Source organism: Bacteroides sp. HF-4919 (assembly GCF_018860125.1).
The window spans coordinates 218,607-244,890 of the sequence record NZ_JAHKNF010000009.1 but is presented as its reverse complement, the minus strand read 5'-3'; the positions used below and the strand labels follow the sequence as shown (position 1 = coordinate 244,890).

Annotated in this window: 24 protein-coding genes and 3 pseudogenes; 21 read left to right on the top strand and 6 right to left on the bottom strand. The window is 41.0% G+C overall.

From position 1 onward, the window contains the following. Window positions 1–165: 165 nt before the first annotated feature. The 14 genes and pseudogenes from KO473_RS16510 to KO473_RS16445 all read left to right on the top strand — a co-directional run bounded on the left by KO473_RS16510 (window position 166) and on the right by KO473_RS16445 (window position 10,203). The gene (locus KO473_RS16510; protein ID WP_085929623.1) at window positions 166–432 is read left to right on the top strand and encodes a DUF4134 domain-containing protein; all 267 of its coding nucleotides are present in this window, start codon (window positions 166–168) and stop codon (window positions 430–432) included. Between the two features lie 11 nt (window positions 433–443). After that, window positions 444–794, top strand: a complete 351-nt coding sequence (locus KO473_RS16505; protein ID WP_005823170.1) for a DUF4133 domain-containing protein — start codon at window positions 444–446, stop codon at window positions 792–794. Beyond that, window positions 757–3,258, top strand: a pseudogene (locus KO473_RS16500) (TraG family conjugative transposon ATPase). Before KO473_RS16505 ends, KO473_RS16500 begins: the two are co-directional and overlap by 38 nt. A 20-nt stretch (window positions 3,259–3,278) precedes the next feature. After that, window positions 3,279–3,911 carry a DUF4141 domain-containing protein gene (locus tag KO473_RS16495; RefSeq protein ID WP_005805190.1) on the top strand — a complete coding sequence of 211 codons (633 nt, stop codon included), beginning with the start codon at window positions 3,279–3,281 and terminating at the stop codon, window positions 3,909–3,911. Between the two features lie 24 nt (window positions 3,912–3,935). After that, window positions 3,936–4,955 (top strand): conjugative transposon protein TraJ, encoded by a 1,020-nt coding sequence (traJ, locus tag KO473_RS16490; RefSeq protein ID WP_005805188.1) that lies wholly within the window; start codon window positions 3,936–3,938, stop codon window positions 4,953–4,955. A 22-nt stretch (window positions 4,956–4,977) separates the two neighbouring features. Further along, a pseudogene (gene traK, locus KO473_RS16485) lies at window positions 4,978–5,601 on the top strand (conjugative transposon protein TraK). Between the two features lie 13 nt (window positions 5,602–5,614). After that, window positions 5,615–5,881, top strand: coding sequence for a hypothetical protein (locus tag KO473_RS16480; RefSeq protein ID WP_005805182.1), 267 nt, complete (start codon window positions 5,615–5,617; stop codon window positions 5,879–5,881). After that, window positions 5,881–6,069, top strand: a complete 189-nt coding sequence (locus tag KO473_RS16475) for a hypothetical protein (RefSeq protein WP_005805180.1) — start codon at window positions 5,881–5,883, stop codon at window positions 6,067–6,069. The genes KO473_RS16480 and KO473_RS16475 overlap by 1 nt, the downstream gene beginning before the upstream one ends. After that, window positions 6,070–7,188, top strand: a complete 1,119-nt coding sequence (gene traM, locus KO473_RS16470; protein WP_080594250.1) for a conjugative transposon protein TraM — start codon at window positions 6,070–6,072, stop codon at window positions 7,186–7,188. It begins immediately after the preceding gene. 34 nt (window positions 7,189–7,222) lie between these two features. Then, a complete protein-coding gene (traN, locus tag KO473_RS16465; RefSeq protein ID WP_005823159.1) occupies window positions 7,223–8,122 on the top strand; it encodes a conjugative transposon protein TraN in 900 nt (299 codons plus the stop codon). Window positions 8,123–8,124: 2 nt separating this feature from the next. Further along, entirely contained in the window at window positions 8,125–8,709 is a 585-nt protein-coding gene (locus KO473_RS16460) for a conjugal transfer protein TraO (protein WP_005805173.1), read from the top strand. Between the two features lie 7 nt (window positions 8,710–8,716). Next, window positions 8,717–9,199 carry a hypothetical protein gene (locus KO473_RS16455; protein WP_005805171.1) on the top strand — a complete coding sequence of 161 codons (483 nt, stop codon included), beginning with the start codon at window positions 8,717–8,719 and terminating at the stop codon, window positions 9,197–9,199. Between the two features lie 49 nt (window positions 9,200–9,248). Further along, complete coding sequence (locus KO473_RS16450; RefSeq protein ID WP_005805169.1) at window positions 9,249–9,707, top strand: TraQ conjugal transfer family protein; 459 nt, start codon at window positions 9,249–9,251, stop codon at window positions 9,705–9,707. 10 nt (window positions 9,708–9,717) lie between these two features. Beyond that, a complete protein-coding gene (locus KO473_RS16445; protein WP_005805167.1) occupies window positions 9,718–10,203 on the top strand; it encodes a hypothetical protein in 486 nt (161 codons plus the stop codon). Between the two features lie 83 nt (window positions 10,204–10,286). On the opposite strand, the gene KO473_RS16440 is transcribed toward KO473_RS16445, so the two are convergent. From KO473_RS16440 to KO473_RS16425, 4 genes are all read right to left on the bottom strand, one after another. Next, the gene (locus tag KO473_RS16440; protein WP_005805165.1) at window positions 10,287–11,060 is read right to left on the bottom strand and encodes a phage antirepressor KilAC domain-containing protein; all 774 of its coding nucleotides are present in this window, start codon (window positions 11,058–11,060) and stop codon (window positions 10,287–10,289) included. 97 nt (window positions 11,061–11,157) lie between these two features. Continuing rightward, complete coding sequence (locus KO473_RS16435; RefSeq protein ID WP_230588414.1) at window positions 11,158–12,099, bottom strand: DNA cytosine methyltransferase; 942 nt, start codon at window positions 12,097–12,099, stop codon at window positions 11,158–11,160. Between the two features lie 227 nt (window positions 12,100–12,326). Continuing rightward, window positions 12,327–12,674 (bottom strand): hypothetical protein, encoded by a 348-nt coding sequence (locus KO473_RS16430; protein WP_005805158.1) that lies wholly within the window; start codon window positions 12,672–12,674, stop codon window positions 12,327–12,329. A gap of 12 nt (window positions 12,675–12,686) precedes the next feature. After that, window positions 12,687–13,007, bottom strand: coding sequence for a helix-turn-helix domain-containing protein (locus KO473_RS16425; protein ID WP_005805156.1), 321 nt, complete (start codon window positions 13,005–13,007; stop codon window positions 12,687–12,689). A gap of 626 nt (window positions 13,008–13,633) precedes the next feature. Here KO473_RS16425 and KO473_RS16420 point away from each other — a divergent pair. The 5 genes from KO473_RS16420 to KO473_RS16400 are packed head-to-tail and all read left to right on the top strand — an operon-like array spanning window position 13,634 to window position 22,818. Further along, window positions 13,634–13,945 (top strand): helix-turn-helix domain-containing protein, encoded by a 312-nt coding sequence (locus KO473_RS16420; RefSeq protein ID WP_005805154.1) that lies wholly within the window; start codon window positions 13,634–13,636, stop codon window positions 13,943–13,945. Between the two features lie 25 nt (window positions 13,946–13,970). Continuing rightward, window positions 13,971–17,048: an Eco57I restriction-modification methylase domain-containing protein gene (locus KO473_RS16415; RefSeq protein WP_005805152.1), complete on the top strand. Its 3,078-nt coding sequence runs from the start codon at window positions 13,971–13,973 to the stop codon at window positions 17,046–17,048. Then, a complete protein-coding gene (locus KO473_RS16410; protein WP_122130390.1) occupies window positions 17,038–18,738 on the top strand; it encodes an N-6 DNA methylase in 1,701 nt (566 codons plus the stop codon). Before KO473_RS16415 ends, KO473_RS16410 begins: the two co-directional genes overlap by 11 nt. Next, window positions 18,719–20,923: an ATP-dependent endonuclease gene (locus tag KO473_RS16405; protein WP_005805149.1), complete on the top strand. Its 2,205-nt coding sequence runs from the start codon at window positions 18,719–18,721 to the stop codon at window positions 20,921–20,923. Before KO473_RS16410 ends, KO473_RS16405 begins: the two co-directional genes overlap by 20 nt. Next, complete coding sequence (locus KO473_RS16400; protein ID WP_005805147.1) at window positions 20,920–22,818, top strand: UvrD-helicase domain-containing protein; 1,899 nt, start codon at window positions 20,920–20,922, stop codon at window positions 22,816–22,818. Before KO473_RS16405 ends, KO473_RS16400 begins: the two co-directional genes overlap by 4 nt. A 102-nt stretch (window positions 22,819–22,920) precedes the next feature. Here the strand turns inward: KO473_RS16400 and KO473_RS16395 are convergent, their stop codons facing one another. Together KO473_RS16395 and KO473_RS16390 are read right to left on the bottom strand one after the other, a co-directional pair. Then, window positions 22,921–23,538 (bottom strand): RloB family protein, encoded by a 618-nt coding sequence (locus KO473_RS16395; RefSeq protein WP_229076416.1) that lies wholly within the window; start codon window positions 23,536–23,538, stop codon window positions 22,921–22,923. A gap of 9 nt (window positions 23,539–23,547) precedes the next feature. After that, window positions 23,548–24,735, bottom strand: a complete 1,188-nt coding sequence (locus KO473_RS16390; protein ID WP_005823142.1) for an ATP/GTP-binding protein — start codon at window positions 24,733–24,735, stop codon at window positions 23,548–23,550. A 368-nt stretch (window positions 24,736–25,103) separates the two neighbouring features. On the opposite strand from KO473_RS16390, the gene KO473_RS16385 reads away from it, so the two are divergent. Continuing rightward, window positions 25,104–25,301: a helix-turn-helix domain-containing protein gene (locus tag KO473_RS16385; protein ID WP_005805122.1), complete on the top strand. Its 198-nt coding sequence runs from the start codon at window positions 25,104–25,106 to the stop codon at window positions 25,299–25,301. A 3-nt stretch (window positions 25,302–25,304) separates the two neighbouring features. After that, window positions 25,305–25,601: pseudogene (locus KO473_RS16380) on the top strand (helix-turn-helix domain-containing protein). Window positions 25,602–26,284 lie beyond the last annotated feature (683 nt).

The window sequence follows — 26,284 nt, the reverse complement described above, 5'->3', positions numbered from 1 at the left end:
TTGGTTACTATGATTCAGGTTGATTCTAAAAAGACATCGTGGTTGCAAGCAGTGGACCGCAGGAAGTTTCCTGCGGTTCATTTGAAACAAGTTTTTTATTCACATTTAATTCGTAGATTGTATATGAAAAGACATTTTAAAAAGACGGCTGTACTTATCGCATGAATAGCTGTTTCCACCCTGAGTGCCTATGCCGAAGGGAACGGAAGTGCCGGTATCACAAAGGCCACATCCATGCTTTCCAGCTATTTTGATCCCGCCACGAAGTTGATATATGCCGCAGGAGCCATCGTCGGGTTAATCGGAGCGATAAAAGTTTATTCCAAGTTCTCATCAGGCGACCCCGATACCGGAAAAACCGCCGGCTCCTGGTTTGGAGCCTGTGTTTTCCTGATTGTCGCAGCGACCGTCCTGCGTTCTTTCTTCCTGTAATATAGACGGTTATGGAATACAATATCAACAAAGGAATCGGACGTAGCGTGGAGTTTAACGGCTTGCAGGCACAATATTTGTACTTCTTTGCAGGCGGCTTGCTTGCCATCTTCCTGTTGTTCGTCATCTTCTATATGATTGGTATTGACCGGTGGTTCTGTATCGGCTTCGGTGTCCTCTCCGCTTTCGGGCTGATCTTCGGGGTGTTCCACCTGAACAAGAAGTACGGTCCCAATGGCTTGATGAAGCTGGCAGCTGTCAAATACCACCCGTTCTATATCATCAATCGCAAACGTATATCTTCCTTATTTAAAAAACGCATTCATGAGAAATATATTAAAAGCCGCAACGCTGGAAAGTAAGTTTCCTATCCTGTCCGTGGAAGAAGGATGCATCCTCTCCAAAGACGCAGACGTGACCATCGGCTTCAAGGTCTTCTTGCCGGAGCTGTTTACGGTTACTTCCGAAGACTACGCATCCATGCACGGCACATGAACAAAGGCAGTCAAGGTACTGCCGAATTATACGATAGTACACCGGCAGGACTGGTTCCTGAAAGAGAATTATAAGGCCGGCACGCAGAAAGACGAGATGAGCTTTCTGGACCGCAGCTTCGAACTTCATTTCAATGAACGGCCTTTCCTGAATCATTTTTCCTATCTCTTCATCACCAAGACCACCAAAGAGCGCAGCCGCAAAGAGAGTAATTTCTCCATCCTCTGCCGGGGGAATATCATTCCGAAGGAGATCCGGGACAAGGATACGGTCAGCCGCTTTCTGGAGAGCGTCGACCAGTTCGAGCGTATCCTGAACGACTCGGCCTTTATCCGCCTGGAACGGCTGACCACCGATGAGATTGTCGGCACGCCGCAACAGGCCGGATTGATTGAGAAATACTTCTCTCTTTCACAGCAGGACACGACCACATTGCAGGACATCCGGATGAGCGCGTCCAAGATGCGCATCGGGGACAATATTCTCTGCGTGCATACGCTCTCCGATGTGGATGATCTTCCCGGCAGTGTCCAGACGGATACCCGGTATGAAAAATACTCCACCGACCGCAGTGACTGCCGTCTGAGCTTTGCCGCTCCGGTAGGTCTGATGCTCTCCTGTGACCACATTTACAACCAGTTCCTGTTCATAGACGATTCGGCGGAAATCCTGCAACGCTTTGAGAAGACGGCACGCAACATGCATTCGCTCTCCAAATACAGCCGTGCCAACCAGCTCAACAAGCAGTGGATCGATGGCTATCTGGACGAGGCGCATTCTTTCGGGCTGACCGCTATCCGTTGCCATTGCAATGTCATGACATGGTCGGACAGCCGGGAGAAACTGAAGGTGATAAAGAACGATACCGGTTCGGCTCTGGCACTGATGGGATGCAAGCCCCGTTACAATACCATTGACGCGCCTACCCTGTACTGGGCGGGTATTCCCGGTGGTGAGGGTGATTTTCCTGCCGAGGAGTCCTTTTATACTTTCATCGAGCAGGGAGTCTGCTTCTTTACCGGAGAGACGAACTATGCGGATTCCCTGTCGCCTTTCGGCATCAAGATGGCAGACCGGACCAACGGGAAACCGCTGCATCTGGACATCTCGGACGAGCCGATGCGCCGGGGCATTATTACCAACCGTAACAAATTGGTCATCGGGCCTTCCGGTTCTGGCAAATCATTCTTCATGAACCATCTTGTCCGCCAGTATTGGGAACAGAATACCCATATCATATTGATTGATATCGGGAACAGTTACAAGGGGTTATGCGACCTGATCCACCAGCGTACAAATGGGGAGGATGGCGTGTATTATACCTATAGCGAAAAACACCCGATAGCTTTCAATCCTTTTTTCACCGAAGATAAGGTCTTTGACCTGGAGAAGAAAGAGTCCATTAAGACACTGATTATGTCACTCTGGAAAAGGGATACGGAAGTCATCACCCGTGCCGAGGAGGTGGCCCTTTCAATGGCTGTCAACCTGTATATCGAAGAGATAAAAAAGGACAAGGGACCGGTCCCTTCCTTCAATACCTTTTACGAATTCGTACAGGGGGATTTCCGGGAGATACTGGAAGAGAAGCACTACCGGGAGAAGGATTTCGACCTCACTAATTTTCTCAATGTACTGGCTCCCTATTACCGTGGCGGTGAATATGATTATCTACTGAACTCGGACGAACAGCTCGACCTCTTGAACAAGCGTTTTGTGGTATTTGAAATTGACGAAATTAAGGAGCACAAAATTCTTTTTCCGGTGGTAACGGTTATCATTATGGAGGCTTTTATCAACAAAATGAGACGGTTACACGGGGTTCGGAAGATGATAGTTGTGGAGGAGGCTTGGAAGGCAATCGCCCGTGAAGGTATGGCAGATTATATTAAATTTTTGTACAAAACTGTCCGTAAATACTTCGGAGAAGCCGTGGTTGTTACCCAGGAACTGGATGACATCGTGTCAAGTCCCATTATCAAGGATACCATCGTCAACAATGCCGATTGTAAGATTTTGCTGGACCAGAGGAAGTATATCAACAAGTTTGATTCCGTGCAATCCCTGCTCGGATTGACCGACAAGGAGAAAGGGCAGATTCTGTCCATCAACCAGGCCAATGACCCGGCAAGGAAATATAAGGAGGTTTGAATTGGCCTGGGTGGGGTCCGGTCTGCCGTCTATGCCACAGAAACATCTGTCGAGGAGTATCTGACCTATACGACTGAGGAAACAGAAAAGCTGGAAGTCACACAGATGACTGAGAAGCTGGGAGGCAATCTGGAGCAGGCCATCCGTATGCTGGCAAGTGAGAAGAAAAAGAAAAAATAAACGGTTAAAATTAAGAAGTAATGAAAAAGAAAATTTTAAGCAGGTTGCTTGTCCTGTCGGCTTTTATTGTGCCGGTAAGCGTGCAGGCGCAGTGGGTGGTGTCCGATCCGGGAAATCTTGTACAGGGCATTGTGAACAGTGTGAATGAGATGGTGGAAACCTCCCAAACGGCACAGAACGCCCTTTCTACATGGAAGGAAACCTCGAAGATATTCGAACAGGGACGGGAGTATTACGAGAAGCTGCGCAAGGTGAACGACCTGATCAGCGGCAGCGAGAAGGTCAAAGAGTCCGTGCTGATGCTCAGCGACATCTCTGAAATCTACGTGAAGAATTACGGCAGAATGCTGACCGACAAGAATTTCACCCAGCGGGAGCTGAATGCGATTTCAGCCGGTTATAATACGATCATGAAAAAGAGCAGCCGCTCCATTGCCGAACTGAAGAATATCATCAATCCCACCGGTATGTCCATGAACGATAAGGAGCGTATCGACCTGGTGAACCGGGTATATGGGGAAATGACGCATTACAAGAAGCTTGCGAATTATTATACCCGCAAGAACCTGCATGTGTCCTACCTGCGTGCCAAACAGAAAAATGAACAGCAGCAGGTATTTGACTTGTATGGCAAAGACGAGCGTTACTGGTAATCATTCAATTAAAATCAGAATAGTATGTTGTTAATGTCTATTTCATTTGAAAATATGCACCAGATTCTTCGGAATCTGTATGATACGATGACCAAGCTCTGCCAGCCGATGATGGATATGGGAATGGCATTGGCTGCGCTGGGAGCTTTATTCTACATTGCTTACCGTGTCTGGCAGTCTCTTTCCCGTGCCGAGCCGATAGATGTTTTTTCAATGCTCCGTCCTTTTGTACTGGGTATCTGCATCCTCTTCTTCGATATAATGGTGCTGGGAACCCTTAACGGTATCTTCAGTCCCATTGTCCAGGGAACCGGCACGCTGCTCCGTGACCAGACTTTCGATTTGCAGAAATATCAGCAGGAGAAGGATAAGCTCCGGGCGGACATGCTGGCAAAAACCATGATGACCGGAAACGTCTTTGCCTCCAACGAGGAGCTGGATGCGGAACTTGAGAACATGGGCTGGAGCGAGGAAGAGCATACGGCTTTGCAGAATATGTATGAGGTTTCCTATTCTTTCTCCCTGCAGGGGATTACCCAGATGATCATGCGTAAATTGTTGGAGATTCTCTTCCAGTCCGCATCGCTGGTCATCGACACGATCCGCACTTTCTTTTTGATTGTGTTGAGTATTCTTGGACCGATAGCTTTTGCCTTGAGTGTATTCGACGGTTTGCAGAACACGCTCGTCCAGTGGCTGGCACGCTATATCAGTGTCTATCTCTGGCTGCCGGTATCAGATCTCTTCGGGGCGATGCTGGCAAAGATACAGACACTTATCCTGCAAGAGGAGATGAACCTGATGGCTAATCCGATGAGTATCATCGATGTGGACGGTTCCTCTGCCATCTATCTGATTTTTATGCTCATTGGTATTATTGGATATTTCTGTGTTCCGACGGTTTCAAACTGGATCGTTCAGGCCGGAGGTATGAGTGCCTATAACCGGAATGTGAACAATACGGCATCCAAAGTGACCAACGTGGCGGGTGCTGCGGCAGGTGCTTCAACAGGAAATGTCGGTGCTGTATTATTGAAAAAGTAGAAACTTAAAAAGTATAAAAGTTATGGAATTCAAGAGTTTTAAAAACATCGAATCCTCGTTCAGGCAGATACGCCTGTTCACACTGGTCTTTCTGGGTATTTGCGCCTCGCTCACCACCTATGCCATCTGAAAGTCCTACCTCTTTGCTGCCCAGCAGCGGGAGAAAATCTATGTGCTGGATCAGGGCAAGTCGTTGATGCTGGCGTTATCCCAGGATGCGGCATTAAACCGTCCGGTGGAAGCCCGCGAGCATGTACGCCGCATGCATGAACTGTTCTTTACCCTGGCTCCCGACAAGGCTGCCATCGAATCCAACATCAACCGCGCCATGTATCTGGCGGACAAGAGCCTGTATGGTTATTACCGGGATTGGAACGAGAAAGGATATTATAACCGGCTGATCAGCGGCAATATCAACCAGACCGTCCTGGTGGACAGCATGCAATGTGATTTCGATAACTATCCGTACCGGATCACCACGTTTGCCCGGCAGATGGTTATCCGCAGCAGCAATATTACCGAGCGTTCCCTGGTCACCCGTTGTTTCCTGCAGAGTGTAACCCGGTCGGATAATAATCCGCAAGGCTTTATGGCGGAACGTTTCGAGATTCTGGAGAACAGGGATATAAGGATCGTTGAACGCTAAAAAGAACAGGATAATGAAAAGTAGAAAGATAAAAACAGAAATTGGTGAAAAACTGAAGAATATTTGTGAAAGCCTGTCAGAGAAAGAACGTAAGGGAGTGCTTGTCGCTATGCTGGTTATCAGTACGATCCTGTGCGGTATCACGGTAGCACGTGCTTTCGGACGTTTTCTTTCTCACGGCACACAAAAGGAGTTGCCGTTTGGCAGGAATACACCGGTGGATTCACTCCACCAAAGCGGCAAGGACAGTATAATGTATCACCCTAAAACCCAAGAATAATGGAAGATAAAGATTTGGAAATGCCCGAAGCGGTAGAAGAGACGGCGGTACAGCCGGAAACCGGCAAAGCCATGCGGGACGAGCCGGAAAAAGAGAAAAAGGTGCTCACACCGGAAGAGATGGAAAAAAGAAGGAAGTTCATTGTGATTCCGGTCTTTGTATTGGTGTTCCTGGGAGTTATGTACTGAATATTTGCTCCATCCGGTAAGGAAAACGGGACGGAAATCCCCGGCAACTCCGGGTTCAACGTGAATGTCCCGGAGCCTACCACGGCCAAACTGGTGGATAAAAAGACCGCCGCTTATGAGAAGCAGCAGGCAGAGGTGGAAGAAGAAAGCCGGATGAAATCGCTGGAACAACTTGCCGGGACATTGCTGGATGGTGGAAAGGTAACACCCGGAGCGAATGAAAAAGAAAAGGATGGGGACAGGCTGCAACAGTCTGTCAAGACCTACGAGCAAATTTCCAGCCAGTTGGATGATTTCTATGAGACTCACGGAGAAACTGTGAACAGCGACCTGGAGAGAAAAGTGGAGGAGTTGAACAAAAAGCTGGAAGAAGCGGAAAAAGAAAAGGACCGGACGGCTTCCCGTGAGGAACTGATGGAGCGTTCCTACAAGATGGCGGCTAAGTATCTGAATCAGGATAAGGATACCATAAAAGAGGAGACAACCGGAGAAGAACTGCCGGAAGCTGTTCCGGTACAGCGGGCGGAGCATCAGACCATCTCCGGCCTTTCACAGCCGGTTACGGATTCCGCCTTTATCGCTTCACTTGGCGTTGAAAGGAATTATGGTTTCAATACGGCTGTGGGCAGCAGTTACCGGATGGGAACGAATACCATTGCCGCCTGCATTTCGGAAAACCAGACCATCGAACAAGGAGGCAGGGTAAAGCTCCGGCTGCTCCAACCTTTGCAAGCCGGAAACATCACCGTTCCTGCAAACAGTCTGGTTACGGGTGCTGCGGTAATCCAGGGAGAACGGCTGGATATCCTGATCAGCAGCATCGAGTATGACGGGAATATCATTCCCGTGCAGCTGGCGACTTATGACATAGATGGACAGAAGGGAATTTTTGTTCCCGGTTCGGAGGCCCGCAGTGCGGCAAAGGATGCGGCAGGGACAGTCAGCGAGAGCATGGGAAACAGCGTATCGTTTGCACGCTCTGCCGGGCAGCAGGTGGTGATGGACCTGACGCGCGGAGTCATGCAGGGCGGCACGCGGTTGATCGCCGGACGGGTTCGTGCGGTCAAGGTGACGCTGAAAGCCGGATATAAGGTGCTGCTGGTCACAAAGAAACAATAACGGATTATTCACTTTAATAAATAAAGATAAGGCAATGAAAGTATTTATAGCATTTTTGGTGGCTGTTCTGGCATCAGCCTCCGGCTTCGCACAGGAAAAAAGACCGGCAAATCCCGTCAGGATTCTGACGGCGGGCCAGCATATCACTCCTTATAAAATTGAGGTCACTTTCAGCAAGACGGTGCATATCCTTTTTCCTACCGAAGTGCGCTATGTGGACCTGGGAAGCAACAACATCATCGCGGGCAAAGCCGACGGGGTGGAGAATGTGGTACGTGTAAAAGCGGCGGTAAAAGAGTTTCCGGGGGAGACGAATTTCTCGGTTATTACAGGCGACGGTTCTTTCTTTTCTTTCAATGTGGTTTATAAGGAGGAGCCTTCCACGCTCAATATCAATATGGACCAATGGATAAACCCGGACGAAGGGGGAAAGAAAGGGGGCAGTTCTATCCGTGTCACGGAGCTGGGGGAGGAAGATCCGACGGTCATCGCCAGCGTGATGTACACCATCCACCGGCTGGACCGCAGGGACGTGAAGCATATCGGATGCCGCCAGTTCGGGATGCAAGCTCTACTAAAAGGCATTTACGTGCATAAGGACTTGCTCTTCTTCCATGTTTCCCTGGCGAATAATTCCCATGTGCCTTTCGATGTGGATTTCGTGAGGTTCAAGATTGTAGATAAAAAGATAGCCAAACGGACGGCACAGCAGGAAACCTATATCGAGCCGGTACGCACGCTCAATGCCCTAACACGCATCGAAGGGAAAAGTACGGGACGTATCGTGTATGCTTTCCCGAAGATAATTATTCCCGATGACAAGTTGCTGGAAGTGGAAATTTACGAGAAAGCAGGAGGCCGTCACCAGCGGTTCTATATTGAGAACAGCGACTTGGTGGACGCCCGTATCATGAATGAATTAATCAAGGAGTAATCATGAAAAGAGTTTTATTTATTATGTTATGTATTTGTCTGCCCTTTGCGGCAGGCAAATCCTTTGCCCAACGCTATTTGTTAGGACAAAGAGGTCTTCAGCTTACAGTAGGCGGTGTAGACAACTTCGGTTCCAATGTGAAGCATCTGGGCGGTAACTTTCAGGTGGGTCTGGCTCTGAGCCGTTATAATCGGAACCATTCCCGGTGGCTGTTCGGGGCGGATTATGTGAAGAAACACTATTCGTATAAAGAGATTGCGATACCCAAAGCGCAGTTTACCGGGGAAGTCGGTTATTTCGTGCCGTTCTTTTCCGACCGGGGCAAGAACGTGTTCTTCTCTGCCGGTCTTTCCGGATTGGCCGGTTATGAGACGACCAACTGGAATGACAAGCTGCTCTATGACGGGGCGACACTTAAGAATGACGGCTGCTTCATTTACGGTTTTGCGCCGGCTTTCGAGATGGAGGCGTTCCTTTCGGACAGGCTGGTGCTTCTTTTCAATGTTCGTCAGAGGATATTCTTCGGTTCATCTGTGGGACATTTCCACACGATAGTCTCCATTGGTGTCAAGTACATTTTTAATTAGGGATAGTATGGAAAAAAGTAATTGGAATATAGACCAGATGCTGCACTGGCTGGACATAAAAATAGAACGGGAAGACCAGGACATAGCCAAGCAAAAAAAGCAGATGGACGGGGATTTCCTGTACTATTTCGAGTGGAATGCGGAGAGCCTGTATAAATCCCACTTTATGTCAGACTGTTATAAGAAACTCCGCCAGGCACTGGACGGGGTAAAAGATACCGACGAAATCCGAAATATCCTCAAAGAGAATGCCGCCTGCTGTGAGAAGAAACTGCTGGACGGCCAATTGGATTATCGAAGTTCCAGCCGGGGAGCGAACATGGCCCATTCCATGAGACTGGAATGTATGCAACAACTGATAAAGGATTATCGGGAATTTACGAATATTCTTTCAGTAACGACCCCTGAAGAGAATCAGCAGCAGGCACATAAAACCGGCAAGAAAGAAGAACCGCCCGAAAGGAAGATAAAACGGGGTATCAGGCGTTAGCCATGCCGCCGGATTCAAGTAAATAATCAATTTAGTAATATATAAAGTCATGAAGATAAAATTAATTGCAAGTAGTATCATGCTCACATTACTTTGCCTGCTGGGTAGCTGTGACGATAAACTGGAAGTGCAGCAGGCTTATGATTTCTCCCTTACCTCGTGGTATCTCCAGAAAACCATCTCCCCGGATGAGACCGTGGAGATTCGTCTGACACTGAACCGCAGTGGAAACTATGAGGAAGCCCGCTATCAAATCGGTTATATACAAATAGAGGGCAGCGGAGAGGTTTACGATAAGAAGAACATCCGTTTGGTGAACCGGGAGATGCAGCCACTGGATTCGATTGCGGAATTGGAGGGCGGCGATCCTTGCCGTCAAGTGTTCACACTCTTCTATCGTAACCGAAGCAGCAAGAACGCAGAGATTAAATTCGTAGCTGTGGATAACTTCGGACAGGAAAGGGATTTGGATATTTCTTTCGCAACAGAAACGGAAAACGAACAGTAAAAAAGGGACTATGAATAAAGGCGATTTGAAAATCGAACGGTTGCAGCAATATCTCGACAGACAAAAAGGAGTTGTGGAAAGCAATATTAAAGAGTATAACCAGCAACTGGAAAAAAACTATCTTTATTTCTTTGGCTGGCATGCCGATGATTTGTACAAGGCATATTATATGAATCAACACTACAAGGCCATCCAGGAGAATCTTGATAACGCCGAAACTCCCCAAAATATAGGGGAGTTTTTGAAAAGATGTATTTCTTATATGGAAGATGATCTCCTGCAGGGTCAACTTGTTAAAAGAAGTACCAGCCCGATGTCGAACATAGCCCATTCCTTGGAAATGGAATGCAAACAGAAACTACTGAAGGATTTTCAGAATCTGAATAAAATACTTCAAAGTGAAACTGTGGGTGAGAGAATAAGACCGCAAGAATCTACTAAACGGGAGATAACGCCGGCAAAAGAAAAGAAGAAAACGGGACCGCGGTTGAGATAGTTTTTTGAGACCAGCAATAAAGAAGAAGGCCGCTGAAGCATGATTTCAGCGGCCTTCTTCTTTATTATATTGGAATCTTCTGCTTAGAGCAGACAAGCCTCAAACAGATAATGTATGAATAACCGGCCCTTTTCCGTCCAGACGGTCAGCATGGCAGTGCCTGTATCGCCATTCCGGTTTTCCCATTGGTGGGTACGGGTGGCTGTATAACCTTGATTCTGGTAGGGTACTTTAAGCAGCCACTGTCCGGACTGGCGGAACTGGATGCCCGCCCATTTCAATCGCTTGTTCAATGCACCGGCACTCATACCCAGTTCTTTGGCTATTTGAGTGGTCGTATAGGTGCTTTGGGATTGCAACACCTTATCATAATAAGCGACTTTAGGGGCCTGTAATTTTAGCTTCAGAAAGGCAAGGCTGTTTGCCTGCTGCAATTGGCTGATATGCTCGTCACGGGCCTTGATTTTGCTCTGCGCAAGCAACACGGCGCGTGCCAGCAGTTCATTGTCCGTTTCGCCGTTCTTTCCCAGGATATAACCACCGTTTTTTAGTGTTTCGGGAACCAGTTCATCAAATATCCAGCTTTCGAATTTTTCGGCAGCCGGCAGCTTGCTGCCGGCGATCAGGCGGTACACATTCCCTTCATTGATGTATTTTATCTTCTGTACGGCACTGCGTGTAGGGGTGTCGTAGATTGCGACGCCTATTGGTTTACAGTGTCTTGCAACGGCATCCCTCGGATTGGCATAGCCGAGTGCGGAGGCAATGTCGGAGGCGCAGAACCATATTTTTCCGTCAATATCCAGTGTTCGGATACGTCCGAACTCAGGATGTTCAAATACTGATATTTTATTCATGACTGTCTGACTTATAAGTTTCTTCTATTGCTTTGAATATCTCGTAGACTACCTGGGGGACGATGGCGTTTCCGTATCCTTTGATGGATTTTTCTCTTCACTGAGAAAAGGTAATATCGTCCAACTTGGCGGAAAACCCATCATCTCGGCTACAAACAGGGGGTTGAGTTGGAAACTCTTTCCAGTCCGGGCGAAGAAATCGGGAAGGCTGTTCTTTTCCGGTATCCGGCCTCTCTTCTCCAGACTCTCCAGGCTTGCCGCACCCTTCCAATCCCTCGCCGTCGGCGTGGGCAGAAGTTCGGCCATCCTTCCAAGCCCTACACTCCAGACATGCCCTTTCTGATTGATCTTCCGTATCTTCCCTTTCGGTGTCACAATAATCCTGTCGTTTTTCCCCATTACAGCCCCCACACCGGCATCGCTGGCTACCGGAGTGGGCAGCAGCATCCCGTAAAAGTCCAGAAAGTCGCTCAGGCCGTTGGGCTTCTTCTTTCCGTTGAGCTGGCTGTGCAGGGATGGAGCATGGGCCTGTTTCCATTTGTGGACTCTCTCCGGATGGTGTATTTCCGTGGCCAGCGGAGTAGGAAGAAGCATCGCACGGATGATCTCCGGGAGTCCCTGCTGGCTGCTGTTCGGTCCCCTCAGCTTGTAATCCTGGGCTGTCACGGTGGGCAATAAACCAAACCCGGTCCCTCCTGTGGGGCGCACCGACGGAGCAAGCCGGTATAAGTACCGGCTGGACGGAATATCCTTCACGTTCAAGATCACGGCAAATGGTTTCAACGACATATTCCTGTTGTCTTTTATATACAGGGTTACTCTCTGAGAATAAAGTGGGTTGACTTCCCACCTCAGTCTCCTGACCGGGCTGTACCATTGTGAGGATGCCAGCAACATTTTCACCAACAACCCAATCGGGTTTGATTTCATGTATGGCTCTGAGCATATGAGGCCAGAGGTAACGGTTATCGTCTGTTCCCTTTCTTTGGCCTGCGACGGAAAAGGGTTGACAAGGAAAACCTCCTGTAAGGACATTAATCTTTCCTCTTCACTGTCTGAAGTCTGTTTTTGTGATGTCTGTATAACTTTTCGCATCTTTAAACCAGTAATTTAAAACCGTGTTACAAAAATCATCTATCTCACAATGGAAGGCGTTCTGCCATCCAATTCATTCGGCTGCCAGATCAGGGGCACCGAATCCGCTGAAAAGAGAAGCGTGTACCAAACGCTTCTCTTTTTCAGCACTTTGCTTTTCTTCTTTCATTATTATTCATTATTTAAAGGTTCAATATTCATGGCTTTCGCATCTATCTTGCGGTAGATATTTCCCATTTCCAACATGTTCTTCAGTCGGAGCAGGTCGGTGATTTCATAGACAGTCATGCCTTTGTGCGTTGTGAAGCGGATATATCCCTTCTGCCGCTGTATCTCCACTTCTTCGGGTGTCATCTGCAAAACTTCACAGATTTCCAGTAAAGTCAAGGTCAGGCTTATTTGTTTGACAGTATAGATGTAGGTCAGGATGTCCAGCATCTGGATACATTTACGGTGTGATTTGACAAGTGCCGCAAATTTGTTTCGTTCAATGACGATTACTTTACTTTGATTTTCCATATGAATTGTTATTTATGAGTTTATTGATTCAGACATAAAATCTTCGTTCCGGCATTCTTCTCTCAGGAACTTGTGTACGTCCGAGGCCCAGAAGTAAATCTTGCCGCTGAGTTTGAAATAGGGCAGCTTGCCGGAGTTGCGCCAACGGATCAGTGTCCGGTCACATACTTTCAACATCAGGCGCATGTCCCGGCTGTCCAGCATCTGTTTGCCGTTGAAACTGGTTACTGCTTCCAGTGCAGTTTCCAGCTTGCTTATCAGTTTTCGTTGTTCCTCAAAGTTTTCTTTGATCATCGCTTTGAGCTTTTCAATGTCATTGCTGTTCTCTTCCATACGGATATTCTTTTGTTTGAGTGAGTTGTTTATCTTATCTTCGGCTGCAAAGTTTTAAAAAACGGACATGAAAAAATAGGGCTGACGGTAACCGCCAGCCCCATATTTTCTTTCTAACTCACTTAATATCAATATGGTATTTAAAAATATTTTTTCTCCTTTGTCATATATAAAGTGAAAAGGAAATCAACCGAAGTGTTAAAATGAGGAAGAATATATAGTAAAAAGAGGCTGGCAATTAATGCCCCCCCTTTCTAAATATCTTCAGATTAACCTATAAGCACCAGAAACATTGCTTACCTTTGTGCTACAGAGATATTTGGAATTATGTAGAACAATGCAATGTGCAACTGGACTTCCACTACTGAATCGTTGCCTGCAGTTTAAAAAAACACTTTTAATTGCTGATTTATAAAAGATTAAAACGAACTACATTGTTTTAAGTGGTTAAAACTTACTCATCATTCAATACATATATAGCTAATTAACAGTATATTACCAGATATTGACAGGTTATAAAACTGATTTGGCAACGAATGGTATAGAAAAAATAGATGATAATTTTTGTTAGCCCAAAAGAAATCTGTATATTTGGACAATATTTGTCAAGATTAAAAATGTCAACTATGATAACAGATAGTTTTGGGGAAAGAGTACGCAAACTTCGAGAGCAGGCAGATATGCCGTTGCGTAAGTTGGCTGCATTATTAGATATTGATCAATCTACTTTAAGTAAGATTGAACGTGGAGAACGTAAACCCAATACAGAATTAATAGAAAAGCTATCTGCTATTTTTAGTATTGATAAAAAAGAACTACAAATTAGTTTTATTAGTGACAAGGTGGCTTATGAAGTTCTGTCAGAGGAGTATAGCCAAGAAATATTGAAATTGGCAGAAGAGAAAGTAGAATATTTAAAAGCACATAAAAATAAATAGAGTTTTTATTTAATTATAATGGCTTATGGCATATAAAGTAACACAATCTAAAGAAGAAAGTTTGGAACAGTTGAAGGTGCTGATAAGTGCTTTCGAAAGAGAATATGCCATATATAAAACCACCCAATATAGCGAAGCTCAACTACGGATAGATTTTCTTAACCCATTACTAAAAACATTTGGATGGGACGTTGATAACGAACAAGGCAAATCACAATTTCTCCGTGAAGTAATACAAGAAGAAAGTATTGATGTTGAGGAAGAAGATGTGGTAACCAAGAAAAACCCTGATTATACTTTACGAATTCAAGGCATTAGAAAACTTTTCATTGAGGCAAAGAAGGTATCTATCGATCTAGATAAAACAAATAAGCCAGCTTTCCAAACACGCCGATATGGTTGGAATGCTAACCTAGGAATCTCAATTCTTACTAATTTTGAGATACTTTCTATTTATGATTGTAGGCTTAAACCTGTAGTGAACGATAGTGTTAATACAGCTCGTTATAAATCATTTCACTATTCTCAATTTATTGTTGACTTTGATGAATTATATCGAATTCTCTCTTTCCAGTCAATAGCATCAGGTTATATTGACGAATATTTCTCTCTTGCGCAAAAAGAAACGATTACGTTTGATGAGTATTTTTTGAAACAAATAGAAAATTGGAGAGAAGGTTTAGCAATCGACATTATTGCAAATAATACGGGATTTAACAACGAAGAAATAAATTTCCTCGTTCAGCGATTACTCAATCGAATCATTTTCCTTCGTATTTGCGAAGACAGAGAAATCGAGAAGTACGAAACCCTTAAGCATATTAAGAGTTATGATGAACTAAAAGCACTGTTTGTACGCTCTGACAAAAAATACAATTCTGGACTTTTCGATTTTATCGAGGATAATTTCTCTCTTAACATCAAAATTAATCCAGGTATTCTTATTAGCATTTTCAATGAACTATATTATCCGCAAAGCCCTTATGATTTTTCTGTTGTTGATCCAGCCATTTTAAGTCAGATTTATGAGAGATATTTGGGGAGTAAGATTAATATTGTAGATGATCATACCATTTCTGTTGTTCAAGAACCCGAAGTGGCCGCATCAAGTGGTGTTGTTCCAACGCCTAAACTCATCGTCCGAAATATCGTTAACGAAACCTTTAACCCTTTGTTTTCGGGTAAATCATTACAGCAAATTCAACAATTAAAAATTGCTGATATTTGTTGTGGTTCCGGGACGTTTCTCATATCGGCGTATGATTACTTTCTTGAAAAAATCATCTTAAGTTTGGTTCACATGGGAGGTGATAATTCCCAGGTAATATATAAAACCTTTGACGGCTCTTATCACCTTACAATGCGAGCAAAACACCAGATTCTAACCGATAATATTTTCGGAGTAGATATCAATCCCTATGCTGTAGAAGTGGCTAAATTTAGCTTATTACTCAAACTTCTGGAAAACGAGAATGCTAGTTCAATAGATGATTTCCTTGCCAAATATGACACAAAAGCTCTTCCTAATTTGGATAGTAATATCAAGTGTGGAAACTCATTAATTGATGACACTTACTTCACCTATAAGCCAGAAGCCATAGAAGACAATAGTTTACTTTTCAAAATAAAGCCCTTTAACTGGAATGATGAATTTGACTTCTTAAGGCAATCCAACGGATTTGATGCTATTATTGGTAATCCACCATATGTAAGAATCCAGAATATAGCAAAATTTTCAAGTGAAGAGATTTTCTTTTTTCAGAATAAAATTTCTGGTTATGAAGTTGCCGTATCTGATGCTTTTGATAAATACTACTTGTTTATTCAAAGAGCAATTGAATTACTTAACGACAATGGGATGTTAGGCTACATCGTTCCGCATAAATTTTTCATTGTAAAAGGAGGTAAATTTCTTCGTCGATTTATAATTCAAAAAGCATCGATACAAAAAATCATACATTTTGGAGTTAGTCAGGCGTTCCCCAATCGTAGTACTTATACTGCGATTTTAATACTGGACAAGAAAAAAAGAGATGATTTTTACTTTAAACGCATTCGTGTTTTTTCTCCTGAATTTATAACAGGAGCTATAAAATATGATACCTATAAATCGGCTTTGTTCAGGGAAAATCCCTGGGTATTTGTGTCTAAAAGCACTGAAAGTATTTTTAACAAATTGAGAAGTCCACAAACGGCTCCGCTTAGTTCTATTGCCGAGATTGCTGTTGGTCTGCAAACAAGCGCAGATAAAATTTACATCTTTCAACCAATTGAGGAAACTGAAACCACATATCGTTTCAAATATAAAAACAATATATACGAAGTAGAAAAAGCTATATGCAAACCTTGTTTGTATGATCTCTCGCTCGAATTATTTGATACAGTAGCTTCCAACGCTAAAATTATTTTCCCGTACATAATTCAAGGAGGGAAAGCCGAAGTTTTTTCAGAACAGCATTTCCAAACCAATTTCCCGTTGACATGGGGGTATTTAAATGAACATAAAGACATACTCGTTAAACGAAGTATTAATGGTAGCAAAGAACCCAAATGGTATCAATATGGAAGATCGCAAAGCTTAACCCGATTCCATGATACCCCCAAATTAATCTGGCCAGTTCTGTCTACGAAGCCAGGGTATGTATTTGATGCAAATAATCTGCAATTTACGGGAGGAGGAAACGGCCCATATTATTCTTTATTTGCCAAGTCTAGTTATTCTTTGCATTACATATTGGGAATTCTTTCTCATCCAGTAATCGAGGCCATGGTTAAATCCGGTGCCAGTGAATTCAGAGGGGCATATTATTCTCATGGCAAGCAGTTTATCGAGAATTTACCAATCCGATTGATCGATTTTAATAATAAATCAGAGGTTACTCTATATAAAGAGATAATCAAAGCCGTCAACGGATTAATAGAGACGAAGCAGGCAAGTAAGGGTATACATATAACATCCGAGAGAAGGGTTCTTCAACGTAAAATGAACCTACTTTGGAATTTACTTATTTCAAAAGTCAATTTGCTCTATGGATTATCAGATGAAGATATAAGAGAGATTGAGGCTGATGAGTTGTTAAATAGTGACATAAATGAAGACTAATATAGTAGTGGAGAAAATAGAGAATATAGATTCGAAGAAACTTCGTGGTGGGTATTACACACCACAGGAGATCACTGACTTTATTTGTAAATGGGCAATTAACAGCCCTGCACAGAAAGTCCTGGAACCAAGTTGTGGCGATGGAAATTTTATAGAGTCTGCCATACGACGGTTTAATAAATTAGGAGTTGACGGCAATAATTTATCTGGATTGATAAAAGGAATTGAGTTGATCGATAAAGAAGCCCAAAAATCCAAAATAAGAGCAGCAAAATACGGTTTAAATTCAAATACAATTCAGAACGCAGATTTCTTTAGCTATATTTCAACAGCTAAGGAAAAATTTGATGTGGTTATTGGTAACCCTCCTTTCATCCGTTATCAAAACTTCCCTGAAGAACATCGGGAGTTGGCACTTAAAATGATGCATGAATTAAAACTGCATCCCAACAAACTTATAAATATCTGGGTTCCATTTCTTGTTATTTCCGCCAGTAAATTAAAACCCTCTGGAAAGTTAGCAATGGTTATTCCGGCAGAATTATTCCAAGTAAAATATGCCGCGGAAACAAGAGTATTCCTCTCTAACTTTTTTTCGAGGATTACTATTGTTACATTTAGAAAATTAGTTTTTGATGATATCCAGCAGGAAGTAGTATTGCTTCTTTGCGAGAAAGATTTAGCTGACAACCATGGAATTAGGGTTATTGAAGTCGAGAATTTGGTTGAACTTGAAAATATTGATTTTGATATTATTCATCAATCAGACGTGAAGTATCTTGACCATTCGACAGAAAAATGGACAAAATATTTTTTGAATGCAGATGAAATTCAGCTTTTAAGAAAGATTAAATCTGATAACAGAATCTTGCCATGTTCAACGATTATGGACGTTGACGTAGGTATTGTTACCGGGAAAAATAATTTCTTTATGCTTAATAAAGAAACTGTTTCCGAAAAAAAGCTCATGCCCTACACAACTCATGTGGTAGGCAAATCAAATTATTTTAAAGGAATTGTATACAATGAGGAAGACTTTCAGAAAAACTCAGAGGCAAATCTTCCTGTTTATCTATTTATTCCTCCTGCAAAGGATTATGCTACATTACCTAAAGAATGTCGGGACTATATTTCTTATGGGGAAACACAAAAATACCATGAAGGTTATAAGTGCAGTATCCGAAAACTCTGGTATTTGACACCTTCTCTATGGACACCGGATGCCTTTGTTTTAAGACAGGTGGGGGATTATCCAAAACTTATACTTAACCAAGCAGAAGCATCTTCAACAGATACAATTCATAGGGTACGCTTTAAAACCAAAGCCATAAGTGGGGAAACTATTGCTCTCTCATATCTTAATTCTTTAACTTTTGCTTTTTCCGAAATAACCGGTAGAAGTTATGGTGGCGGAGTTCTTACTTTTGAACCAACCGAGATAGAGGAACTACCTTTGCCCATATTGGGAAAGCATAATATTGACTTTAAACGAGTAGATTCTTTAATCCGACAGAGAAAGATTGAAGAAGTTCTTGATATTGTTGATAGAGAATTGTTGATCAAACAACTTAAATTTTCAGAGAAAGAGGTCAAAACTTTAAGAGGGATATGGAAGAAACTATCCGGCAGAAGAACTAATAGAAAAAGTAAGCAACATAAATATTTACATTATGAGAATATCTTGTCTTGAAATACAAAATTTCAGAAAATTAAAATCTTCTCGAATTGATATTGCAGATGATAGAACGATATTTGTCGGGGCTAACAATAGTGGTAAAACTTCTGCTATGGATTGTTTGATTTTATTTTTCAGAGACAAGAAAAGTTTTACTACACAAGATTTTACTCTATCCAATTGGAGAGAAATCAATAAAATTGGAAATGATTACATAGTCTATTCTAAAGAATCAGATTTAGATGAAAACAAGTTATCTATTTCTGCTTGGCAACCATTCGTCCCACAATTAGATGTGTGGATTAATGTGGAAGAAAATGAGATACATTACGTGAACCGGATTATTCCTACGTTGGATTGGGCTAGTGGGAAATTGGGTATTCGATTAAGGTTTGAGCCTAAAGATATAAAAACTCTGTATACGGATTATACTACAGCTAAATCTACAATTGAAGAATTAACGAAAGATCGAAGCAAAAAGGCAACGAAATTATGGCCTATTCACTTGTGGGATTTTTTACAGAAGAAATTACACACATATTTTACAGTCAATGCATATATTCTTGATCCTAGTAAATTTGGGCAGGGAGATACGCCTCAACTACTTTCAGAAGATAATATACCTATTGATTTCGATCCTTTTCAAGGTTTAGTAAAGATTGACATAATTAATGCTCAAAGAGGTTTCTCAGACCCTAATACTCCTGAAACGGGTATTAGTAACTTGTCCAGCCAACTACGTGAATACTACTCAAAACATATAAATCCAACAGAGACTATAGATGCCACTGACTTGGATGCATTGGAGGCAATTGAGGAAGCGAATAAGGCTTTTGACATACGATTAGAAGCTGGCTTTTCCTCCTCTCTCGATGAATTGAGAAACCTGAATTACCCTGGATTTGGTAATCCGGAAATAAGCATTTCAACCAAAGTCAGTCCGGTTGATGGACTCAAACATGATTCGGCAGTCCTTTTCAATGTTCAAAAAGGGGAAACAGACGAACAATGCCTAAGGTTATCGGAAAAATACAATGGTTTAGGATATCAGAATCTAATTTCTATGATTTTCAAACTCATTCGATTTAGAGATGAGTGGATGAAAGTCGGGAAAATTGCCAAAAATTCGACTCATGAGATAGAACCTTTACATATTATTCTGGTGGAAGAACCGGAAGCACATTTACATGCTCAAGTGCAACAAGTGTTTATACGTAAAGCATATGATGTATTAAGAAATCATGCTCGTCTTAAAGAGAAGAAAGACTTCTGTACACAATTAATTATCAGCACACATTCAAGTCACATCGCACATGAATGTGATTTTAAGTCTTTGCGCTATTTTAAACGGAATATTACCCAAAACCAAATTCCGACTTCAACAGTTATAAACTTATCCAAAACATTTGGTGCGGAAGATGAAACAACAAAATTTGCAAAAAGGTACTTGAAAACGACCCACTGTGATTTGTTCTTTGCAGATGCCGCAATTCTCATAGAAGGGCAAGCGGAAAGAATGCTACTACCTTTCTTTATTAATCAAGAATTTCCGAAGCTCGCTTCTGCATATATTTCATTGCTGGAAATCGGCGGAAGTCATGCTCATCGACTAAGACCACTAATTGATGATCTTGGTATAATCACCTTGATTATAACTGATATAGACTCTGTTGATCCGAATGCACATAGGAGATCAGTTCGTCCCGAAAAGGGGAAAAACTACGTCACTAATAGTTCTACGTTAAAGCAATGGACTCCTGCTAAAGAATCTATTGAGGAGCTTGTTGATTTAGCATCAACTAAAAAGCAATCCTCAAATGGCTTGGTGAGAGTCGCATACCAATATGGCACTAAAATCACTTTTAAAAATAAAGTAGTCACTGTTTATCCCTATACATTTGAAGAAGCACTAGTTTTTGACAACATTGATCTATTCAAATCAATGAAGGGAGATGGCTTGATAAAGAAATATTCGGAAGCACTGAATGAATCGACAATTAAAGAATGTTTAAGAAAAATGTTTGAAGCATTGGATAATGCAAAAAAGGCAGAATTTTCTTTGAATCTACTTTTCATTGATGACACGAAAAAAATCAAAACTCCAACATATATTTCAGAAGGTCTAAAATGGCTTTCAGAAATATTAGAGAAAAACAGCAGTAACTGTAGTATGTCGGTTTCTTCAAATGCTATAAAATGATAACAGATTACGATAATTGCCTAGATGACAAAGTGGATGAAGAACTTTTGGCTTGTTTGAATCTTCAAAATCCTAAAAGTTTCTTCCTATTTGCCGGTGCTGGCTCCGGAAAAACAAGGTCATTAGTCAATGTTCTAGAGCAAATCAAAGATAAGTACGGAGACGAATTGAAACTCCGTAGAAAGAATGTTGCCATAATAACTTATACAAATGCTGCCTGTGATGAAATTATTCACCGCTTAAAAAATGATCCCACATTTGCCGTTTCAACAATACACAGCTTTGCATGGGAATTAATCAGACATTACACGGCAGATATTAAGAACTGGCTACGTAATACACTAAACAAAGAAATAGACGAATTAGAGATTGAAGAATCGAAAGGGCGTCCTGGAACTAAAACATCTGTTGATAGAAAAAGGAAGATTGAGAATAAGAAAAATCGGCTTTCGACATTAGATAGAATATCAAAATTTGCATATAACCCTAATGGCGACAATATAGAAGATAATTCGTTAAGTCATACTGAGGTCATTAGCATAAGTGCTTTTTTCTTAGAAAATAAGCCTCTCTTTCAAAAAATATTAATTCAGAAATATCCTATTTTGTTGGTTGATGAAAGTCAGGACACTAAGAAAGAATTAATAAATGCGCTATTCATGGTTCAAGAAAAGAATAAAAACTTTTCTCTTGGGTTGTTTGGGGATACTATGCAAAGGATATATACTGATGGGAAAGAGAATCTAGGTACCAATCTACCTAATGACTGGTATAAGCCTGAAAAGAAATTAAATCATAGATGCCCTAAAAGAGTGGTTACCCTTATCAATAAGATTCGCAGTGATGCAGATGGTATTGAACAACTTCCAAGAACTGATAAAGAAGATGGTTTTGTTCGTTTCTTCATTATTCCTTCTGATGTTGACAACAAAATAGCCATTGAAAATGCGATAAAGCAGAAGATGGCAGAAATAACAGGGGATGATTTGTGGATTAATAGTAGCGATGAGAAGGCTGTAAAAACGCTGACATTGGAACACCATATGGCTGCTAAAAGAATGGGATTCGACGATTTATTTGCTTCTTTATATAAAGTTGAACGCTATCGAATCGGGTTATTGGATGGCTCTCTACCTGGAATACGATTCTTTACTCAATTCGTTCTTCCTCTTATTGAGGCGAAAAGGAATGGGGATGAGTTTGCCGTTTCAAGAATTGTTCGACTGAATTCGCCTATGTTTAAGAGAGAAAATATAAAACTCCATGAAAAGCAAACTGATGTTATCAAAAGTGCTAATACCGCTGTTAATAGTTTGTTTTCGCTCTGGAAAAATAATGACAATCCAAAGTTACTTGATATTTTAAATAACATTGCAAAATCTAAGCTGTTTGTTATTCCGGATAGCCTTAAAGTTATTGCGCAGCGTACGGATAAGGACTCTGTAATAGTAGATGATTCATCCAAAGATATTGATGAGTCGATTGCGGCATGGGATGAAGCATTATCAACTACATTTGAGAAGATTATTAAATATAACGACTACATTTCCGATAAATCGATGTTTGGTACGCATCAAGGCGTTAAAGGTTTACAGTTCGATAGAGTATTAGCTATTCTTGATGATGATGAAGCCAGAGGTTTTTTGTTCAGTTATGAAAAATTGTTTGGAGCTAAAGAGACTAGCGATACCGATAAAAAAAATATGAAAGTTGGAAAGGAAACTAGTATAGATAGAACTCGCCGATTATTCTATGTGATATGTAGTAGGGCCATGAAAAGTCTTGCAATTGTTGCATATACCAACAATGTTGATGCCGTAAAGAATACAGCAATAGACAATGATTGGTTTACTAAGGATGAAATTCTTCCTTTAGATTTACTTGCAATTAAATAAAAGCCGCAAATAGTGGAACTTAGATAAAGGTGTTCAATGTTATCTTCATCAATATTGACTGAAGTTTTACTATAATCTGTCAAACTTTTCCAAAATAAGATACTATTTCTTTATTACTTCATAAAAGAAATCTGCCATTTCACTATAAGTATGTTCACGTCCTTCCTTTAATTTAGATAATATAGATTTCTCAGAATTTTCAATTGCTATATCAAGATTTCCTCCATTGGCAAGCAAAAAATTATGTAATCCTTTGCATTTTCTACTAAAAAAATCCTCGGTCTTTTCATAATTACAAATATGCTCCAATTCCTTAGCTAATTCATTAGAGCTATTAAATTGTTGTGTTGTGTATTTGAAATGATACAAGAACCATATTTCCAAACAGCGCTCGTTCTCAAAAAAACGTATTAGACTTTCTGTTCCTTGCCGCTTCTTGATGATCGTTTTTTGATGATATTTTGTTTTCAGTCTTAAATAGTTCTCTCGATTACGCCCTTCTTTCTTATTATCCATATCAATTAGACAGAATATCATATTATATCCGTCATCGATGCATTGTTCTATTCGACGTTCCAATTCAGCCATACTGGTGGCATGATTTGGAACTACTGGTTTCACTTGTGCATGGATAACACCTTCCAATGACTTCAAATAATATTTCTCAGTCGGCCCTTCACCAATAACAGCTATTGTAGTTCTTGTTTTTCGCATTTTCATATTACTTCCTTAAAAAATGGAACCTAATTCCGGTTTAGCACCGAGTTTCCCTGTTCTATATGCCTTATAAAGAGATAAATTCTTGTGCAATCCAAATTCAGAAGCACAATAAAGTTCAGTAGAGGCATCTTCCTTTGATTTCTCAGTAAACCAAACCATATCCCGACGTATAAATTCTTCATCCAATAACTGCTGGTCTTGTGTAGTGAACAATATTTGAGAATTGGCAGTATTCATCATAAATGTTGTCAGGAAATGGAGCAAAAGATCATAATGCAAATTACTTTCTATTTCATCAAAACTATATATATGATCTTCACGCAACATATTGAACATGCATTCCTGTAGCTGAAAATAGCGTAATGTCCCCAATGATTGGTCAATAGAAGATAAAGTAAAATCAGATCCGTCTATGGTGTGATGAGTAAAAAATACATCTTTGCCACTTTGCATTCTTGCTTCATTGTCAATACTTATATTAGAAATATTAAAATCAGCCTTTCGCATAGCCGATATAAAATAATCTTTCTTCTCTTTATTATCAATCAACTGTTGGGCAATATCCAAAAGAGTATTTCCCTTCATGCCATGCACATACCGAACAATCCAGTTATAGGTATCACGGAATATCTTTGCATCTTCATTTAGAGATATTTTTGCGAAAGTAGACAGTACAGTATGGTTATTCAAAGTATTGTCTACAATTGTTTTCTTGCTTTTCAAATGCAAACCGACTGTACGACCAAATTCAATATCCGGTACTACATCTTCATGGACAAACTTCCGACTATAAAATAAAGATAATACTCCATTAGGAGCATATTCCATTTTCTCAGAAATGATATAGCGGTTATTATACTCCACTGAATAATCGTATCGTACTTGCCCTATATAAAAGGACACGGACAATCGGGTATTTTTATCCTTATCCAAAGCAAACGGATAAAAAGGTATGGCCTGCAGCTTATTAGTATAGGGAGAAACCAACATTCTCCATATTGTTTCATAGGCATAGAGAATATTACTCTTCCCGGAAGCATTAGCCCCATAAAGTATAAGCATACGATTTAACCGCATCCCCGGTTTGATTTCGACAGTCAATAACTCATGAGAGGTCTTGTCTTTGGTAGCCTCGAAAGATAACACCTGCTCTTTTCGTATTGACATGAAATTTTCTATACTGAGTTCTCTAATCATACATTCATCCTTTTATTTTGTAACTTTCCTACAAAAATAACAAATCATCTGCATAAAAAACACTTTTCTTGCAATTATTTCACTTTTTTATCTTTTGGCGTAATTTTGTATTATCACCAGTTGATTAATTCCATTCCTTATGAAAAGAGCTGACTTTCTATGACAATAAATGACACTATAACCTAAATCATGCAAATACGCCCTATCTTGCATCAAAATTATGGTGCAATTTAAAAAATATCATTATTATGGAAGTCATTTACATTGAAACCAAGCTGTTTGAAAAGATGATGAATCAATTCAACGCTTTTACAAAACAAGTAGATTCGCTTTATCAAAAAGTCAATGTCAAAAATCTTAGTGCATGAATGGATAGCCAAGATGTATGTTTGAGATTGAATATTTCTCCCCGAACATTACAAACTCTAAGAGATAACGGTAAATTACCTTATTCACAAATTCAGCACAAGATTTTCTATAAACCGGGGGATGTAGAGGCATTATTGACTTTTGTCGGGCTTCAACGGAAAGAGAAAGTTTTAAAATCAAAAAATATAAATCAATAGCTCATGGAAGGTATTATAATGAAAGACAACAAACAGGTTGTTGCTTTTTTCAAGGCATTGGACAGTATGCTTGTGAAAATGAACAAGATCGTAGATAATAGCCGTCCTCCATTGAATGGAGAGCGATATATTACAGATAAGGAGTTAGCCCAATGATTAAAAATTAGCAGAAGAACTTTGCAAGAGTATCGTAACAATGGAATACTTCCTTATTATCAGTTAGGGGGGAAGATCTTGTATAAAGAATCAGATGTGGAAAAGTTATTGGAAGATAATTATTGTAAGGCTTTTCAAGAGTAGATTCTCTATCCGGTCTGAAATATTATCAAAGGTGTTATGTATAATATTCATCTGATTATAAGAGTGCTATGTTCAATTAGTGGCTCACAAATTAGCATATCAAATAGAAATTTCGTAACTTTGTAACATGATAGAAGGATGAATACCACTGTAAAATGCAGCAGGTAATACAGAGTGAAATCGGAGGACTTCACAAACCCGATATCTTAGAAAGGTTGATAATCAAATGGTTACAGAAGCATAATATAAAGTGTTCGAGCCCCAGGCGGATCACTCAAACAGCCTCAGAATCAATTCTGAGGCTGTTTGATTAATACCCCTCTCCCAGTTATCAACAAGTTCCTTATTCACACCTGTTCATAAAACCTGCTTACTACAAAACAAACCACAGATATCCAGATAATTATACTGTTAATAACTTCGTTCAAAAGCTGTTCAATAAAAAAAATAAAAGGGATTCTCTCTGTATACTCTGTAGTGAAAAGGAAGCTAAGAAGCAAGTTCTTAAATAAGATACTACCCGTTCCAAAGTGCTAAAGCATTAAATGAGAAACAGAGAAAGAAAGTAATTTAAGTTCATCTTAGCAGCCGAGATGTGCATCTTGACAGCCAAGATCTATATCTTAGCGGCTAAGATGTAAATCTCAGCCGCTAAGATGAAGAAAGTCAGGTGAAGAAAGCTA